The organism is Lentisphaera profundi (assembly GCF_028728065.1).
Lineage (GTDB): Bacteria > Verrucomicrobiota > Lentisphaeria > Lentisphaerales > Lentisphaeraceae > Lentisphaera > Lentisphaera profundi.
The window spans coordinates 2638933-2654421 of sequence record NZ_CP117811.1 but is presented as its reverse complement, the minus strand read 5'-3'; the positions used below and the strand labels follow the sequence as shown (position 1 = coordinate 2654421).

The 15489-nt window shown below is 40.7% G+C and carries 14 protein-coding genes and 1 pseudogene; 1 reads left to right on the top strand and 14 read right to left on the bottom strand.

The window, feature by feature from the left end; translation table 11 throughout:
* Positions 1-58: 58 nt before the first annotated feature.
* The 4 genes from PQO03_RS10895 to radC form a co-directional block, all read right to left on the bottom strand.
* On the bottom strand, positions 59-544 hold the full coding sequence (locus PQO03_RS10895; protein WP_274150291.1) for a hypothetical protein: 486 nt from the start codon (positions 542-544) through the stop codon (positions 59-61).
* On the bottom strand, positions 541-954 hold the full coding sequence (locus PQO03_RS10890; protein ID WP_274150290.1) for a hypothetical protein: 414 nt from the start codon (positions 952-954) through the stop codon (positions 541-543). The genes PQO03_RS10895 and PQO03_RS10890 overlap by 4 nt, the downstream gene beginning before the upstream one ends.
* Before the next feature lie 75 nt (positions 955-1029).
* On the bottom strand, positions 1030-2736 hold the full coding sequence (locus PQO03_RS10885; protein ID WP_420792865.1) for an alkaline phosphatase family protein: 1707 nt from the start codon (positions 2734-2736) through the stop codon (positions 1030-1032).
* A 62-nt stretch (positions 2737-2798) separates the two neighbouring features.
* Positions 2799-3506: a RadC family protein gene (radC, locus tag PQO03_RS10880; protein WP_274150288.1), complete on the bottom strand. Its 708-nt coding sequence runs from the start codon at positions 3504-3506 to the stop codon at positions 2799-2801.
* A 157-nt stretch (positions 3507-3663) separates the two neighbouring features.
* On the opposite strand from radC, the gene PQO03_RS10875 reads away from it, so the two are divergent.
* A complete protein-coding gene (locus PQO03_RS10875) occupies positions 3664-4005 on the top strand; it encodes a hypothetical protein (protein WP_274150287.1) in 342 nt (113 codons plus the stop codon).
* Positions 4006-4106: 101 nt separating this feature from the next.
* On the opposite strand, the pseudogene PQO03_RS10870 reads toward PQO03_RS10875, so the two are convergent.
* The 10 genes and pseudogenes from PQO03_RS10870 to PQO03_RS10820 all read right to left on the bottom strand — a co-directional run bounded on the left by PQO03_RS10870 (position 4107) and on the right by PQO03_RS10820 (position 15376).
* Positions 4107-5642, bottom strand: a pseudogene (locus tag PQO03_RS10870) (arylsulfatase).
* A 114-nt stretch (positions 5643-5756) separates the two neighbouring features.
* On the bottom strand, positions 5757-7031 hold the full coding sequence (locus PQO03_RS10860) for a hypothetical protein (RefSeq protein WP_274150285.1): 1275 nt from the start codon (positions 7029-7031) through the stop codon (positions 5757-5759).
* The gene (locus PQO03_RS10855) at positions 7024-7674 is read right to left on the bottom strand and encodes a tetratricopeptide repeat protein (RefSeq protein ID WP_274150284.1); all 651 of its coding nucleotides are present in this window, start codon (positions 7672-7674) and stop codon (positions 7024-7026) included. Before PQO03_RS10855 ends, PQO03_RS10860 begins: the two co-directional genes overlap by 8 nt.
* Complete coding sequence (locus PQO03_RS10850) at positions 7667-8620, bottom strand: vWA domain-containing protein (RefSeq protein ID WP_274150283.1); 954 nt, start codon at positions 8618-8620, stop codon at positions 7667-7669. The genes PQO03_RS10855 and PQO03_RS10850 overlap by 8 nt, the downstream gene beginning before the upstream one ends.
* The gene (locus tag PQO03_RS10845) at positions 8610-9611 is read right to left on the bottom strand and encodes a VWA domain-containing protein (protein WP_274150282.1); all 1002 of its coding nucleotides are present in this window, start codon (positions 9609-9611) and stop codon (positions 8610-8612) included. The genes PQO03_RS10850 and PQO03_RS10845 overlap by 11 nt, the downstream gene beginning before the upstream one ends.
* Positions 9608-10093, bottom strand: a complete 486-nt coding sequence (locus PQO03_RS10840) for a DUF4381 domain-containing protein (RefSeq protein WP_274150281.1) — start codon at positions 10091-10093, stop codon at positions 9608-9610. The genes PQO03_RS10845 and PQO03_RS10840 overlap by 4 nt, the downstream gene beginning before the upstream one ends.
* On the bottom strand, positions 10090-11067 hold the full coding sequence (locus tag PQO03_RS10835; RefSeq protein WP_274150280.1) for a DUF58 domain-containing protein: 978 nt from the start codon (positions 11065-11067) through the stop codon (positions 10090-10092). The genes PQO03_RS10840 and PQO03_RS10835 overlap by 4 nt, the downstream gene beginning before the upstream one ends.
* 10 nt (positions 11068-11077) lie before the next feature.
* A complete protein-coding gene (locus PQO03_RS10830) occupies positions 11078-12046 on the bottom strand; it encodes an AAA family ATPase (RefSeq protein WP_274150279.1) in 969 nt (322 codons plus the stop codon).
* A gap of 73 nt (positions 12047-12119) precedes the next feature.
* Positions 12120-13685, bottom strand: a complete 1566-nt coding sequence (locus PQO03_RS10825) for an arylsulfatase (protein ID WP_420792864.1) — start codon at positions 13683-13685, stop codon at positions 12120-12122.
* A gap of 323 nt (positions 13686-14008) precedes the next feature.
* Positions 14009-15376, bottom strand: coding sequence for a Gfo/Idh/MocA family protein (locus PQO03_RS10820; protein ID WP_274150277.1), 1368 nt, complete (start codon positions 15374-15376; stop codon positions 14009-14011).
* Between the last annotated feature and the right edge of the window lie 113 nt (positions 15377-15489).

Here is a 15489-nt window from a genome sequence, read left to right as displayed (position 1 = left end):
CAAGAGAGTGATTAATAAGCTTTATGCTAGTACAAAGAAGAGCAAGAAATTCGAACCATCATTTTTCTGGAGTCATAACTTTAACTGATTGGATTTTCCAAGTACCAGAAGGCTTTATTAGTTTAATGAAAAGCTGGCGGCTTTCATTAAATTTATAGTCCTTGTTATGTCCTGCAATGGTACATGTCAGTTCAACATTAGCCGTATCATCTTCTACTTTGATTAAGTAATCACTCAAGGTAGATTGAAAGCTGGGAATCATAGGCGCAAGACTAGTGGATTTATTAATGAAGTCATCACGATTTGTAAAGCTCATTTTATATTCGGGGACAGAAAGTGAAAAATCTTCCGTGAGGTGCTGCTTAAAAGAGCGGATATGGCTAAATAAAGGAATACCCTTTAAGCTGGGAGTTTCTTCAGCTTGGCGACGAAGAAATTCGAATTGGTCTTTTATTTCTTGATGTGGATCAGCTTTTGGTTTAAGAAAAAACCAAGCAATGCCAAGTAAAAGTACTAGGCTAATTATGGTGATCGCTTTTTTCACTCAGGCGAGATTCCCATATCTTCTTGCATACTAGAAACGACGTGAATCATGCCCTGCATGGCCATTTCTATTTGATCATCTGCGTAACTGAAGTCTTTGGAAATAAGTTTAATGCTAAAGCAGAGTCCGAGTCCCTCGGGGAAAGGACGGAGCATCCAAGAACCTAAGGGCCAAGTGAAGTTTTCTTTGAGTATTTCTTCATAATGCGCGGCTTCAAGAGTTTCTTCAGCGTCAATGATATCAGCAAGACTCCAGATTTCGAGAATCTGATGTTCTGCAAACTCAGCAGGAGGAGTGAACTGAACGTGGACAACATGACCCGATTCAGCCTGAGCTGCAACAGCAAGAAATTCATTTTCAGTGAATGGTAGCCCTAAGCGAGCTAAAGAATCTTTAATTTTATCGTACATGTGTTGAACCTTATTTTTTATTTAGTTTAGTCCAAAACATGTATTAATAAACTATGCTTGATTAATAAAGAGCTATTAATCCTCTAAAACTTCTTCTAAGACATTAGCGACAGACCCCGATGGTGGGCGGCAGCCAATGATGTTGGAAAGAGTCATGGCTAAATCACAGGTACTGACACGACGTGCCACAGTATTATCATCAATATCGTAGCCAGCGAAAATTAAAGGGACGTGTGTATCGTAGGACCAAGGGGAACCATGTGTACAAGCAACTTCCAGACCATCAAAATGATTAATGAAACAATTAGGATCAAAAACTATATAGACATCACCCGAATGCTTCGGATGAAAATTGTTAAGTACGGCACGATGAATAGCTGTATTAGGGAGGGCATTTTGTTCTAGAGCACGGCTAGATACAGCCAAGTGAATACCAGAAATAGTCATCAATTGTTTAACTGCTGCCTGCTCAATAGCTAGGCGCTCAGAGTCGGGTCTAGCGTTCACTTCTTCAGAAAAATAGATATAAGGGTGCTCATATTTTTCAATGAGTTGGCTCTTGATGGAAAATTGTTTTTCAATGGCTTTAATAGCTTTTTCTTTAGGCCATTTATCGGGATTAATAAATTTAGCTGGAATTTTGAGACTCTGAAGGTAACCGGGGACTTCTGGGGCACCATGATCAGCGGAAAAAACGATAAGGGTATTATCAAGACCTACCTTTTTATCGACAAAACGAAATAAATCAGCTAGAAAACCATCGAGTTGATAAAGATTATCTTCCATTTCTAAGCTTGATGGACCAAAGATATGGCCAACGTAATCGGTAGAAGAAAAGCTGACAGAGAGGTAATCTGTAATTTCATCTTGTCCCAGCTTTTCCTGGACTAAGAGTTCTTTTGCAAAATCTAGAGTAAGGGCATCGCCAGCAGGACTCAAAGTTAGCAATGTGGTGAAATATTTACCTTCTTTGTAAGGGTGAGGAAATTTTTTGCCAAAGCCGGCGATATCAGTTTCCCATGGGACGTCATCTTGAGCCTTCATGACATAATTATCTAATGGACGACTAAGTTTCCAATGATTCTTTTTATATGAATTGAGTTTTCCTGAGCCATTCCATTTTTCGACCCACAGTGGGTAACGATCCATATAGTAATTAGAAGTAACGAAAGTACCGGCTGCTTTTGAAAACCAATAGGCTTTACCGGCATGTCCTGCCATAGCGACTGCCCCGCGATCTTTTACCGAGACACCAAAAATCTTTGCTTGTCCCGCAGTGTGAACTGCAAGTTCATCACTAAAAGTTGTAGATAGTATGCCCGCAGGAGAACGTCCATCTGTGCTGGCAGCTTTTTGCGTTGGGTCTATTTCAGTTTTTTTATCAACATCGGCATTTTTACTTAGAAGATGATAATCTGGATCCTCAATGTTATACTTGGTTTTTCCCGTAGAGCGATCAAGCCAAACATTGCCGACCATACCGTGTATAGAGGGGGTTGCTCCGGTGGCTAAAGTCGTGTGGCCAACGATCGTTTCGGTATTGGCATGAGGATGATGAGCATCTGTGTAGACGACACCCTCTTGATACAGATAGCGGAAGCCACCCTTTTTGAAATTCTGCATATACCGTAAAGGTAAATCAGCACGCAGTTGATCAACAGTAATTTGTAAAATGAGTTTGGGTTTTTCTTCTAAAGCAAAGCCTGTAAAGCTTGTACTAGCTAATAAAAAAGCACAGAGTTTTTTTAACATAATCGCATTTCCTAATTTAATAAATTTCAGGCAATATAATACCTGTATTTACACAAGCAATTTTTACGCAGTCAAGATTGCTTTAGAATGAGTTAAAAGTTGATTAAGCCCAATTGACGTAGGCTGACAAACTGACGTGAATCTCCAGCTAGTTTATGACCAATGATTAAGTGGTCAACTATTTTAATACCGAGAATTTCACCGGCCTCAATGAGGTTTTTTGTGCATTCGATATCCTGTGGTGATGGGGTGGGATCACCGGAGGGGTGGTTATGGCCCAAGATGATTTTGGCTGTTCCATAACGTAGGGCTTCTCGAAAAACTTCTCTGGGATGCACATGAGAACGATCCAGTAAACCCACAGAGATTTGCGAAGAACGCAAAAGTTTGTTCTTGGTATCGAGTAAGAGGATATGGAATTCTTCTTGAGTTTTTCCTGAGAGTAATTGGATCAAGTAGGGAGCAGCAGACTCGGGGCGGTTAATAGTGAATTGCTCCAAGGCTTCTTCAACAATAAGTTTTCTTGCCAAGGCAAATACGGCTTTTAAACTTGTCGCTTTAGCGGGTCCAACTCCATGGATATGTTCTAAATCTTCCAAAGTAGCTCGGCTGAGTCGAAATAGGGAATTATCAAAATGCTGGTAAATGACCCGCGCCAAATCAATAGCGGAAAGTTCACGTGTGCCACTGCCGATAATGAGGGCAATTAATTCTGATTCACTGAGCACTTCTTCACCCATCGAGAGCATGCGCTCACGGGGGCGATCTAAGTCGGGTAAGTCTTTAATTTTCTTATTCATCCAATCTCCAAGTATCATAATCTAGAACTTGGGATCCTATAAAACAAAAAAACTGCACGAAACTTATTATTAATTTCTAAAAAGCTTATTTTAAAACTTTACAAAGAGTCTTTGAGATAACAGGTTTAATAAGTTTTAGATGAAAATGGGAGCTGAGATGATTAATTTAGAGACCTTAAATGTTGAACAAGGTGTGAAATACACCAATGATAATTTGGATTTGTACCAACGTATCCTTGTGGATTTCTACAAAGATTATCATGATGCTTATGAAAAATTAGAGCATCTGAGTATTAACGATATTGATAATTGCCATATTTTGGCGCATTCATTGAAAAGCCTAACGGCTATTTTAGGAAGCGAAGAACTTCCTCCACTCTTTTATGGCATTGAGATGGCCTCCAAAGAAAAATCCGCGGATCTAGCGAGTCGCATTGAGGCTGTAAAAGCTCCTTTCACGCGTGTACTTAATGAGCTAGAAGAAAAAGGTTTTTGTTAAGTTGAAGTAAAAAAAAAATCCCCGTGAGTCAAACTCACTGGGATTTTTTAGTTTAAGCTGAATTAGTGAGCTCGGCTCACGGGTTCAACTTTAAGACTTGATTACTTTGAACCACTTGAGGAATTCATTTTTTCAATTACTTGGTCTAAAGAGAAACTTGCCGCTTTTTGACGCGGTGCGAATTCTTTGAAAGTTCCGAGAAAACCAGCAACGTATTCCTGTGCTGGAATCAAGAAAAAAACGTGATCCATCAACCAATCATAATAAGTATTAGAAGTGAAATAAGCACGCTCATAAGGATCGCGACGGAGGTTGAAGATGAGTGGGATTCGCAAAACAGTCCAAGGCTCAATCCATGCACGTAGAGTTTCCTTCTTTTTCTGTTCCATGAACATCACTTTCCAATCATTGTAACGAAGAGCGGTGAGGTCACCATCATCAGAGAAGTAAAAAATTTCATTACGACCAGATTTATCAGTTTTTCCAGTAAGCATTGGTAGAATATTATAACCATCTAAATGGATTTTATACTCACGGCCAATAGCCTTTACACCACCTTTTTTAAGATCTTCTTTGATAGTTGAATTTCCTGCCATAGCGAGAAAAGTAGGTAACCAATCCATGTGGTGAACAATCTCATTTGAAACTGACCCAGCTTTAACTTTACCAGGCCATTTTACCATAGCTGGTACGCGCCATCCACCTTCCCAGTTGGTGTTTTTTTCACCCTGGAAGGGAGTCATGCCAGCATCAGGCCAAGTATTCATGTGAACACCATTATCTGTGGAATAGAAGACAAATGTATTGTCAGCAATACCCATATCGTCGAGTGCCTTTAAAAGCTCGCCAACATGCATATCGTGCTCAACCATACCGTCACCATAGACATCTTGTCCTGAAATACCTTTATGCTCATCCTTAACGTGAGTTCTGAAGTGCATGCGAGTACCATTCCACCAAGTGAAGAAAGGCTTGCCGGCTTTATTTTGACGTTCCATAAAATCAATAGCGGCAGCTACAGTTTCGTCATCAACTGTTTCCATGCGTTTTTTGGTGAGTGGGCCAGTATCTTCGATCTTGCCATCTGAAGATGATTTGATAACGCCACGAGGACCATATTTCTTTCTGAAAGCAGGGTCTTTAGGATAATCAGGGAGCTCAGGTTCTTCTTCAGCATTCAAATGGTAAAGGTTACCTAGAAACTCATCAAAACCATGGTTTGAAGGAAGATGTTCATCTTGATCGCCGAGGTGATTTTTACCAAATTGACCTGTTACGTACCCTTCCGCTTTGAGGAGGCCCGCAATAGTAGGGTCTGCTGGGTGCATACCCATTTTAGCACCAGGAAGACCTACTTTTGAAAGGCCTGTTCTGAATACCGATTGACCCATGATAAAAGAGGAACGTCCTGCAGTACAGGATTGTTCACCATAATAATCAGTGAAAATCATACCTTCTTTGGCTATGCTATCAATATTGGGTGTTCTCTAGCCCATGAGTCCCATTGTGTAGGCACTGATATTTGATTGACCAATATCATCGCCCCAGATGACGAGAATATTGGGTTTTTCTGCTGCTTGACTAAACATGCCTAGAGATAGGATGCTACCGAGCATTAGTGTTTTGTTGAATTTCATTTAAATCTCCTAATTTTTGGATCTTATAAATAAATCCTTATTAGCAAAATTTAACAAAGGTATAATGTGACTTAAGACCCAAAAGTGAGCTGATTAACCTTTTCTTAATATATCTCATCCAAAGCCCAAAAATTTCTTATTGGAGATCAGTTCTTGCTTCTGAGATTTCAGGAATTCTCTACGAGCGAGTACAAGTTCTTTGATAAATAGACTGGAATTAAAAGGTGAAGCTTGCTCTGAGAATAGAGAAGAACTTAAGGCGAGGTACTGATTTTTGAGTTCGATCGAGCCGAAATCATTAATAAGTTCTGCCACTGATTTTAAAGAGAGTTTTTTAGCCCATTGATCCAGACTAAGAAATTGTTCACGTGTCGATTGTTGAGGGAAGTCTTTTATGAGAACTTTAAATTCGTAGGCTTCACTTTTTTTGTATTGATCGATGCGAAATTTGTAGAGCTGAATAATCTTCTTTCGGAATATTAAGATTAAAATGATTGGGCTAAGAAAGAGAAGATAGAGAAAGTTGAATTTCTCTTCCTGTAGTGGAATGGATTCTTGTGAATTCTTATAAAGAGGGTTGGGAGAAATTTTTAGTTCTTGCTTCTTTAAAATACTTTTTGCTACTTTATTTGTTGTTGGGTTCCAGCAATAAGTAATAATTTCGGGAAGAATGATCTCGCCTTCTTTTTCAAAAATATAATTAAAGACTTCCACTCTGCTTGCAGAAAAATCTCCTCGCTGCATCGAGTTATTCAGTTTGGGTGATGCAGGATAAACGGAAAAGTTTTTGTCTGTTTTTACATCAATGGGAGGAATAAGCATGGCTAGAGAATTACGGCACGTTCGTGTAATAGTTCTCTTAAGTGAATCACCTACCTTAAAAGATCCGTCTTTAATGTTTTTATCCCACTGTTCTTCAAGAGTATAATCTTCACAAGTGATAAATATTTTTTGTTTCAATGCGGAGGGTAATAGAGTACTGAGCTCTAAAACTTTTGACTGTGTGGTGACTCTCAGGGGCTCCTTACCTGATTGAGCTATGGAAAACTCAACAGTGAAAGCCGGAATGTTAAGTTCACCAGCTTTACGAGTGAATATAGCAAAACTATGGCTTTGAGAAATGAATTCCTTTCCATTTTTATCCATACGCCCAGGCAAAGGAGATCCAGGAATTTTGAAAATTATAGCATCGGCCATTTCAGGGATTTCGAAACGGGGTGTTCCAGAAAACCAAGTAGGTGAGTAGAGGACGATATCAAAATTCAATTTTTGACCGACCCATTGTTGCTCTTCTTGTTTATATTCAGTACTTACAAAAGCTTCGGAAATTTCATTTTCCTGCGCATCAATAAAGAAAGATAAGAAGAGAAATAGAATGAGTTTATTCATTATCTTTGGCCTCCTTATAGAGTTGGTACGAAAATTTAATTTTGAGGAAATCAGCAGGTTTAGTTTGAACGCGTCGCAACCATAATTCATTTATTTCATCTTCACTCATCACTTCTTCTGTAGTCGTATCTTCACCCTCATTATTATTGGCAGGCTTGTCATTGAAGACTATTTCGTCTGCTCCAAGTTTTCCGCCTGTGCCTTCATCCATTTTGTTTTTAGCTTCATCCAATATTTTTTTACGCTTTAGAGCAAGTTCTTTATTAAATTGGGCGTCGCTGAATTCAGGATTGAGTTCTAGGGAGCGATCATAAGCCTTGATAGCAAGTCCATATTTTCCCATCATTAAAAGAGAGTTAGCACTATTGAATAAGGCATCAGCTCTAGCATCTTGATTGAAGCTTATGGCAGCTTCCTCGAATTGAGAATTTTTGAAAAGAGCTTGGCCTTTTAACATGGGATCTTGGTAGAGTTTTGCGGCTTGCCCAAAGTCACCATTGTCAAAGGCCGTCGATGCTTGCTGATTGGGAGTTTGCCAAAGATCAGAGATCTTTTGGATAGGCTGTTTTTTTAGAGAAAAATATGTTGTGCCCACTAAAATTGCGATAATCGCAAAAACCTGAATTTGTACACTTCTACTCATAATTTAATCTCCAACCTTTACGAAACCACATGAGTGAGAGTAGAAGGAGAAAAGGAACTAAATAGTAGCCTGAATCTTGCCAGCGTTCGCCACCTTCTTTAAGTGAAGCTTGCATACTATTTTCAATTTTTGTATCAAGTTGCACAAGGTCTGATTTATCCACGGTCATGTGAACTAAGCTTCCTCTGAGTCTACTCGCAAGTTGATTGAGAGCCTTTATGTCGAGAGCTTGAACGATGGGGCTATCAATAGGAACTTTAGTACCGGCCGGCCCCGCGGAAGCATAGACTTGAACGGCAAAAGAAAATTGTGAAGAAGAGATGTTCTCTTGCTCTTGTTTTGTGATAGCGTCAGTAATTAATAAAACTGATCCGGGAATAGAACCCTGCTTTAAAATTTTATCTGCTAATTTGAGTGCATCGGGCAAAGCACTTCCTTCTTTAGGCATAATGGAGGGATCTAATTCAGAAGCAAAAGATGAAATAATGCGATGATCTTCTGTGAGCGGAAGCACAATATGAGCACTGCCAGCATAGGCAATTAAAGAGGCTTTTGTCCCTGGTCGTAATTCCAGTAAGTCATGAATTTTTTGTGTAGCTCGAGTCAAACGATTCGGTTGAATATCTTGGGCAAGCATTGAGGGAGTGGTTTTAAGGATAATGACGAGAGCTGCTTTATCTTCAGTGAAAGGGGAAGCTTCCTTCTTATAACTAGGTCCCGCCAGAGAAAAAATAGAAATATAAGCCAAAAGACAAAAAATATGGTGAGGACGAATACGTGATGGATTTCCCGATTCAATGAGAAGGTGTTCGAGCAAATGAGGAGCAATCACTTTGGACCATAAATGAATGACATGATGTTTTTTTATAAGCAGGTAGGCAAGCAAGGTCATGGGAATGAGAATCCATAGAAATTGAGGACGAATAAAATGGAAGTTATTCAACATTATTATCCTCCAAGCTTTTGATGTGGCGCGAAATATTTATCAATTTTATAAAATGAAAACTCGTAATGATTATAAGAAAACAAGCTAGGGGCCAAAAATACAATTCTCGCTTTGGGCGGTGGCTCACGCTATCTAATTCTCGGGTATTCAGTTTATCTATTTCGTCATAAATACCTAAGAGTTCTTTTTGATTTCCGGCCCAAAAATACTTTCCTTGGGTGATATTGGATAAAGATTTTAAGGTAGTTTCATCTAGCGCTTGTTCTCCGGCAGCTTTAGGGTCGCCAACGGCAATGGTATGAATCACGATACCCTTATCTCGAGCAATTTGAGCTGCTTTCTCAGGAGGGACTAAACTTCCCGTATCATTACCATCTGTGAGTAAGATAAGAACTTTGTCTTCGAGTTTACTTTCTTCAAAAATACTGATAGAAAGGCCAATAGCATCGCCCATCATAGTCTGAGGGCCCGCCATGCGAACTTGAGCCTCCTTGAGCATTTCTCGGCAAATTTCTAGGTCTTCAGTAAAGGGCATTTGAATAAAAGCGGCGCTACCGAAATAAATGAGCCCGATACGATCACCCTCGCGACGGCTCAAAAAATCCTGCATAACTTCTTTTACAGAATCGAGGCGACTAACATTTTTTCCTTGGCTATTTTTAAAGTCTTTAGTCTCCATGGAACCCGACAGATCAATAGCTAAGAGCAAGTCGCGAGAGGCAAGTGTTTTTTTGAGCGGAGCCTCAATAAATTGAGGTCTGGCAAGCGCAATAATAAGACAAGTCCAAGAAAGCCAAATGACGAATTTCTGAATTAAGGTCGAGGTGTTAAGCGAATTTTTATTGGGATCTAAGCCAGTTAAATTGATGAGATCTTTAAAAAAAGGAAGTTTAATCGATGATTTTTTTTGCTTGTGTTCAGCAAATAAATAGGGAATAGCTAAAGGTAGCAAGAGTAGGCTCAGTAGCCATGGGTAAGATAGTTCAATCATAGGCAAAGCTCCATTTTGCGATGGAGGCAAAGCCAACTTTCTAAATCTCCAAAAATATTAGAGACTTGCTCTTTTGTGAGCTTGTCGGCATAAGTATTTGGTGAATAGTTGAGTTTATTCAAAATAATAAATGAATTCATGGACATTTTGGGACATTGAAGCTGAAGGAATTTCAACCATGATTCACCGCTTAAGGAGGCGCTTTTGGGATCGACGTTAAAGGCGGCTGTTTTTAAGATGAGGGGCAGTTCTTTTAAACCGCTCAGAGCATGGGATTTTTGCCATTGAATTTTAATGATTTTCAATTGCTTGAGCGCTTGGCGTCGGTAGCAGTTATTACGGTAATATTTGAGAGTGAAAATTAAGATATAAATAGCTGAAATTAATGCCATGACAGCAAGAATTATCCACCCCGGAGCAAGCTCAAATTCCATCGGAGGGATTCGATTGGGTTTCAATTCTGATAAGCTAGAATTATTCATGTTCTAGAACCACGCATGATTCTTGTGGGTATTGAGGGCTGAGATGTTCCATTACCCAAAAGACTTCGCAATTGGTCTGATACATCTTCATGAGTATTGATCGGAAGAATGGGGACATGAAATTTATTGAGTGCGTCACTTAAACTTTTGAGTCGTCCTTCAAGTAAATCGGGAATAGATTTTCTTAATTTTGAACTGCTTAAATCGAGTTCGACTTGATCCAAGCCGTCACTGACTCTAAGCGGAAAAGGATTATGTGGAAATTCGCGAGCAATTTTATCATAGATAAGTGCGAGCACGACATCGTTGTGCTGGCTGAGTTTTTGAACATGGTGATGTGTGTCTTCGTTGAGGCCAGAAAAATCTGAAATGATGATAAAAAGGGTATTATGTTTTGCTTTTCTGAGCAGTAAATTCAAGGCTTTATTGAGCATTAAAGGATTCTCTTCAATGCCTTTGTTCACAGCTAAATTTTGATTCATCTTAACTGTTTCATTTAGCATAGAACTGAGAGATTTTCGACTGCGCTGAGCTTTGAATTCTCGGATCTCGGAGTCATTAAAAATAATGCCACCCACACGGTCTCCAGAATCAATAACTTTCCACGCACCTAAAGCCAAGCATTCAGCAGCGCTAACGGATTTAAATGAGCGTTGTGAGCCAAAAAACATGCTGAGACGCTGATCTACAAGAAACATAACTTGGCGCTCTTTCTCTTCTCCGTATACACGGACGTAGGGTTTTCGTGTACGGTTACTAACTTTCCAATCAATCGTCCGAGTATCATCGCCTCGTTGATACATTCGGAGTTCTTCAAAGTCTAGACCTCGACCTCGAAGGCGCGAAGAATGACGTCCGGCCAGCACACTGTTCAAAGGCTGATTCGGAAGGAAGCTATACCCCTTGCTTTTATACTGAAGTTGCAAGAGCTGCTTCAGGCTAGTATAAGCACCTTCTGGAAACTGGTTTTTCACTGCGTTCAAACTAAAGAACAGGAACTTTTTCTAAGATGATATCAATAAAATCATCAACGGAAAGACCTTCGGAACTAGCTTCGTAACTTAGAACGAGGCGGTGACGCAGGCAATTGTGAATAACGGCTTTTACATCATCAGGAGTGACGTGATCACGTCCTTCTAACCAAGCATGAGATCGGGAGCATTTATCCAGTGCAAGAGTTCCACGTGGGCTAGCACCAACAGCAATGAAAGATGCATATTTAGGATCGAGTTGTTCAGGCTTGCGAGTGGAGCTAATTAAACGGATGATATATTTTTCTAAATCTTCAGCAACATGAATATTTTTAACTTCTTCGCGAGCAGAAAATAAGGTCTCTTGGGACATAGTTTCTTGTACTGAAGAGAGGCCTTGCTTTTGTTCATTTCGAACGAGACGCATAATCTCGAGTTCATCTTCATCGGAACCATATTCAACAAGGATGTGAATCAAAAACCTATCCATTTGTGCTTCAGGAAGGGGGTAAGTACCTTCTTGCTCGACGGGGTTTTGGGTAGCAAGAACCATGAATAATTCTGGCATGGGATGAGTTTTTCCCGCTACGGTGATTTGTTTCTCTTCCATGGCTTCTAAAAGGGCAGCCTGAACTTTGGCAGGAGCGCGGTTAATCTCATCTGCTAAGACGAGATTAGCAAAAATTGGACCAGGTTCAAACTTAAAGCGTTCTTCGCTATTTTCACCGAGATAGACTTCTGCACCGGTAATGTCTGAGGGAAGTAAATCGGGGGTGAACTGGACACGATTATAAGAGGAGGCGATATTTTTAGAAAGGCTCTTTACTGCGCGAGTTTTGGCAAGACCAGGCAATCCTTCTAAAAGTAAATTTCCGTCTGCGAGTAAAGCGATGATAAGTGATTTAACGACAGTTTCTTGCCCGATAATTGAAGCCTCAATTCGTTTTTGGAGAGCTTTCATTTCTTCATGTATTTGTGTCATGAGAACACCTTTCTAGCGAGGTTAAAAAAAAGAGCTACTGAAACGACAGTAGCTCTTCAAATTACTTTATATTTTACTGACGCGAACCAGGAGTGAGTTCTTGTAATTGTGTAAGCTTCTTTTGAAGCTGGAGCATATCTACCGTATTGTAACCGATATCACTAGCACCTAAGACTTGTCCTTTTTGGTAAGGATAATCGAAGAAACCTTTTGCGACATCAGCAATTTGTTGCTGAATCGGAACAAAGAGCCACATATTATCAGCGTACCAACGGACATACATGGATGATTCTTCAGCCATTTTTTCGTAGGGGTCAGCTTTTAAATGTGTAATGATAGGCCAGTTAGGTACAACTCTTACGCCTTGGGCAATATTACCATGGATTTGAGCAAAACTTACTTTCCAATCTTTCCAACGTACAGCAGAAAGGTTGCCGCCTTGATCCCAGTAAAAATAAGATTCACGTGGAACTTCTTTGACTTCACCTTTGAAGTAAGGGATGTAATTGTAGCCAGCGAGTTTGACACGCCAGTTTTTACCGTTGGCTTTGTGTCCTTCTTTAGACATGAGTTTTTCTTTAACATCAGGCTCACCAGCAGCGGCTAAAAAAGTAGGCATCCAATCCATGTGAGAAATCATATCATTGAATTTTTTTCCAGGCTTAATAGTACCAGGCCATCTTACAAGAAGTGGTACGCGGTGACCACCTTCCCAGTTAGTGCCTTTTTCGCCGTGGAAAGGAGTGATTCCTCCATCAGGCCAGGTAAATGTTTCAGCACCATTATCAGTCGAATATAGAACAATTGTATTATCCGCAATGCCTAGATCATCGATTTTGTCGAGTAATTGACCAACGTGACCATCGTGTTCCACCATACCATCGGCATAAATACTAATGCCAGTTTTGCCAATGCTTTCTTTTTTGAGACGAGTCCAAACGTGCATACGTGTTGAGTTGAACCAAAGGAAGAAAGGTTTCTTTGCTTTGTGAGCGCGATCCATGAAATCGAGACCATGAGCCAAGAAATCTTCATCACAAGTTTCCATGCGCTTACGTGTCATGGGGCCAGTGTCTTCGACCTTACCATCAGATGTAGATTTAATAACTCCACGAGGACCATATTTTTTATGGAATTCAGGGTCTTTTGGGTAGTAATACGTTTCTGGTTCTTCTTCAGCATTTAAGTGATAGAGGTTACCATAGAATTCATCAAAACCATGATTAGAAGGGAGATGCTTATCTTGGTCGCCAAGGTGGTTTTTACCAAAGTGAGCGGTCATGTAACCATGATTTTTAAGGAGGTCACCAGTAGTCGGTGCCCAGTCAGGAATACCGTGAGTGGAACCAGGCATGCCGATCGTGAGTAGACCTGTGCGGAAAGGTGATTGACCTAGGATAAATGAAGCACGACCAGCGGTACAAGATTGTTCGCCGTAGGCATCTGTAAATAAAGCGCCTTCATTAGCAATTCTATCGATATTAGGCGTTTGATAACCCATGATACCGTGATTATATGCGGAGACATTATGGACGCCAATATCATCGCCCCAAATGACGAGGATATTCGGTTTTTCAGTTGCTGCATAAGCTGAGCCGAGACTTAAGGCCGTAGCAGCGACGAATTTTTTTAGTGACATCATATTTCTTTTCCTATTTTTGTTTTAAGACGAGTAAAAAATATATGTGCATACTTGCTTTGAGAATTATTTTAAACCATTTAAGTAGGAAATTAACGATTCTTTAACACAATTCATTTAAAAAAAGGAGATGTTTTATTGTTTGAGCTCAAGTAAGCGAAAGGCAGTGTTGAATTTACTGCTATTAATAAGGGCATATTGAAGAGCTAGAATCTTTTTCTAAAGAACTCTATTCCTACTCATTTACCTAATGAGCAGAAAGAGCTCTTCTTGGAGACATAGAGAAGAAAGCTAATTCAATAGATTTTCTCTCGAAAATCTATCTAAAGCTTAAGGTTGAAACCCGCGCGGGCCTCAAAGTTGAGCAACTCATTAGCTTTTTTGTGATTAGAAAAGTTCTTATTTTTGTCATTCCAGATCAATTGTTCACCTGGGAAACGGAGAGCGACACAACCCAGTAAAATTGACTGAGTGAAGGGCACTGAATAGTCGAAACTACTACCAGGAGCTTCCTGATCTCCAGCTTTCGCGGCATCAACCCATTGCTTATGATGATTATCGTTCTTGTACTTCTTGCTCTCTGCACGCCAGTGACGTTCAGCTTCTTTCACATCGGTGCTATATTCCTTGCCCGTGAACGCAATCGGGCGAGGACGTCCTGCATGTGAACCGCCCATTGCGGTCATTTTGGAGCCCACAACCATGCAACCATTGCCTCCAAGTGTGAGGTTGGGGTGGGAACCTTCAGGTTTAGGGGGCAGTTTCTTACCATCATACCAGGTGAGTTTGAGGGGCTTGCCAGTAACTGGTGACTTATCGAAAGTGTACTCGATTTCCGACCAAGCGGGGTAAGAAATTCCAGCGGGTGCCGAGGCCTTGGCCTGGATTTTGTTGGGGAGTCCGAGCTTAAAGATCCAGAAGGCAGGATCCATATTGTGGCAAGCCATGTCGCCCATGGCTCCAGCACCAAAGTCCCACCATCCACGCCAATTAAAAGGAAGATATTTTTTTGCATAGTCACGCTTGGCAGAGGGACCTAACCAGAGGTCCCAATTTAAATGCTCAGGAATAGCCTCTGCGGGGGGAATGGCGGTCATGCCCTGAGGCCAAACCGGACGATTCGACCAACAATTGACTTCTAGGATATCACCGAACTCATTGCCACGCTGCATCTGTTCCCAGAGCTTGAGTCCCATTCCTGCGTGGCCCTGGTTGCCCATTTGTGTAACGACACCAAACTTTTTTGCGGCTTCCAGTAGAGTCTGGCATTCCTCGTAAGTACGAGCGAGGGGTTTTTGCACGTAGACATGTTTACCGCGTTTTATGGCTTCCAGTGCGATACAGGCATGGGTATGATCCGGAGTCGAGATAACGACGCCATCAATTTCCTTGTCGTGCTTATCGAGCATGACGCGGTAATCATCATAAATCGGCAGTTGGCCAAACTCCTTGAATGCTTGGCCAGCGCGACTCTTGTCGACATCGCAAAGCGCGACAAGCTTGGCACCGGAGCCAATCGTATTTTTCATGTCACTATAGCCCTTGCCGCCACAGCCAACCTGAGCAAAACGAAACTGATTACTAGGTGCATCCGCGCCCCAAATTTTGGAAGCGGGCAAAATTGTGATTGAGGCCGTTCCCGCGGCTAACTTAAAGAAATTACGGCGATTAGTTGAAGTTATTTTTGGCATGGATGCTCCTTATTTATGATTCATCAGTTTATAATGTAAGGCAAGGTGTTTACTCTGTACTCGATTTGGTGAGAATTCAAGGAATTGAGTTCTTTGGAAGGCGAATTGCATTG

Bases quoted from the DNA above. Each gene is read 5' to 3' on its own strand.
- PQO03_RS10890 (WP_274150290.1), bottom strand. From the start codon at position 954: ATGTACGATAAAATTAAAGATTCTTTAGCTCGCTTAGGGCTACCATTC.
- radC (WP_274150288.1), bottom strand. From the start codon at position 3,506: ATGAATAAGAAAATTAAAGACTTACCCGACTTAGATCGCCCCCGTGAG.
- PQO03_RS10875 (WP_274150287.1), top strand. From the start codon at position 3,664: ATGATTAATTTAGAGACCTTAAATGTTGAACAAGGTGTGAAATACACC.
- PQO03_RS10860 (WP_274150285.1), bottom strand. From the start codon at position 7,031: ATGAATAAACTCATTCTATTTCTCTTCTTATCTTTCTTTATTGATGCG.
- PQO03_RS10855 (WP_274150284.1), bottom strand. From the start codon at position 7,674: ATGAGTAGAAGTGTACAAATTCAGGTTTTTGCGATTATCGCAATTTTA.
- PQO03_RS10850 (WP_274150283.1), bottom strand. From the start codon at position 8,620: ATGTTGAATAACTTCCATTTTATTCGTCCTCAATTTCTATGGATTCTC.
- PQO03_RS10845 (WP_274150282.1), bottom strand. From the start codon at position 9,611: ATGATTGAACTATCTTACCCATGGCTACTGAGCCTACTCTTGCTACCT.
- PQO03_RS10840 (WP_274150281.1), bottom strand. From the start codon at position 10,093: ATGAATAATTCTAGCTTATCAGAATTGAAACCCAATCGAATCCCTCCG.
- PQO03_RS10830 (WP_274150279.1), bottom strand. From the start codon at position 12,046: ATGACACAAATACATGAAGAAATGAAAGCTCTCCAAAAACGAATTGAG.
- PQO03_RS10825 (WP_420792864.1), bottom strand. From the start codon at position 13,685: ATGTCACTAAAAAAATTCGTCGCTGCTACGGCCTTAAGTCTCGGCTCA.
- PQO03_RS10820 (WP_274150277.1), bottom strand. From the start codon at position 15,376: ATGCCAAAAATAACTTCAACTAATCGCCGTAATTTCTTTAAGTTAGCC.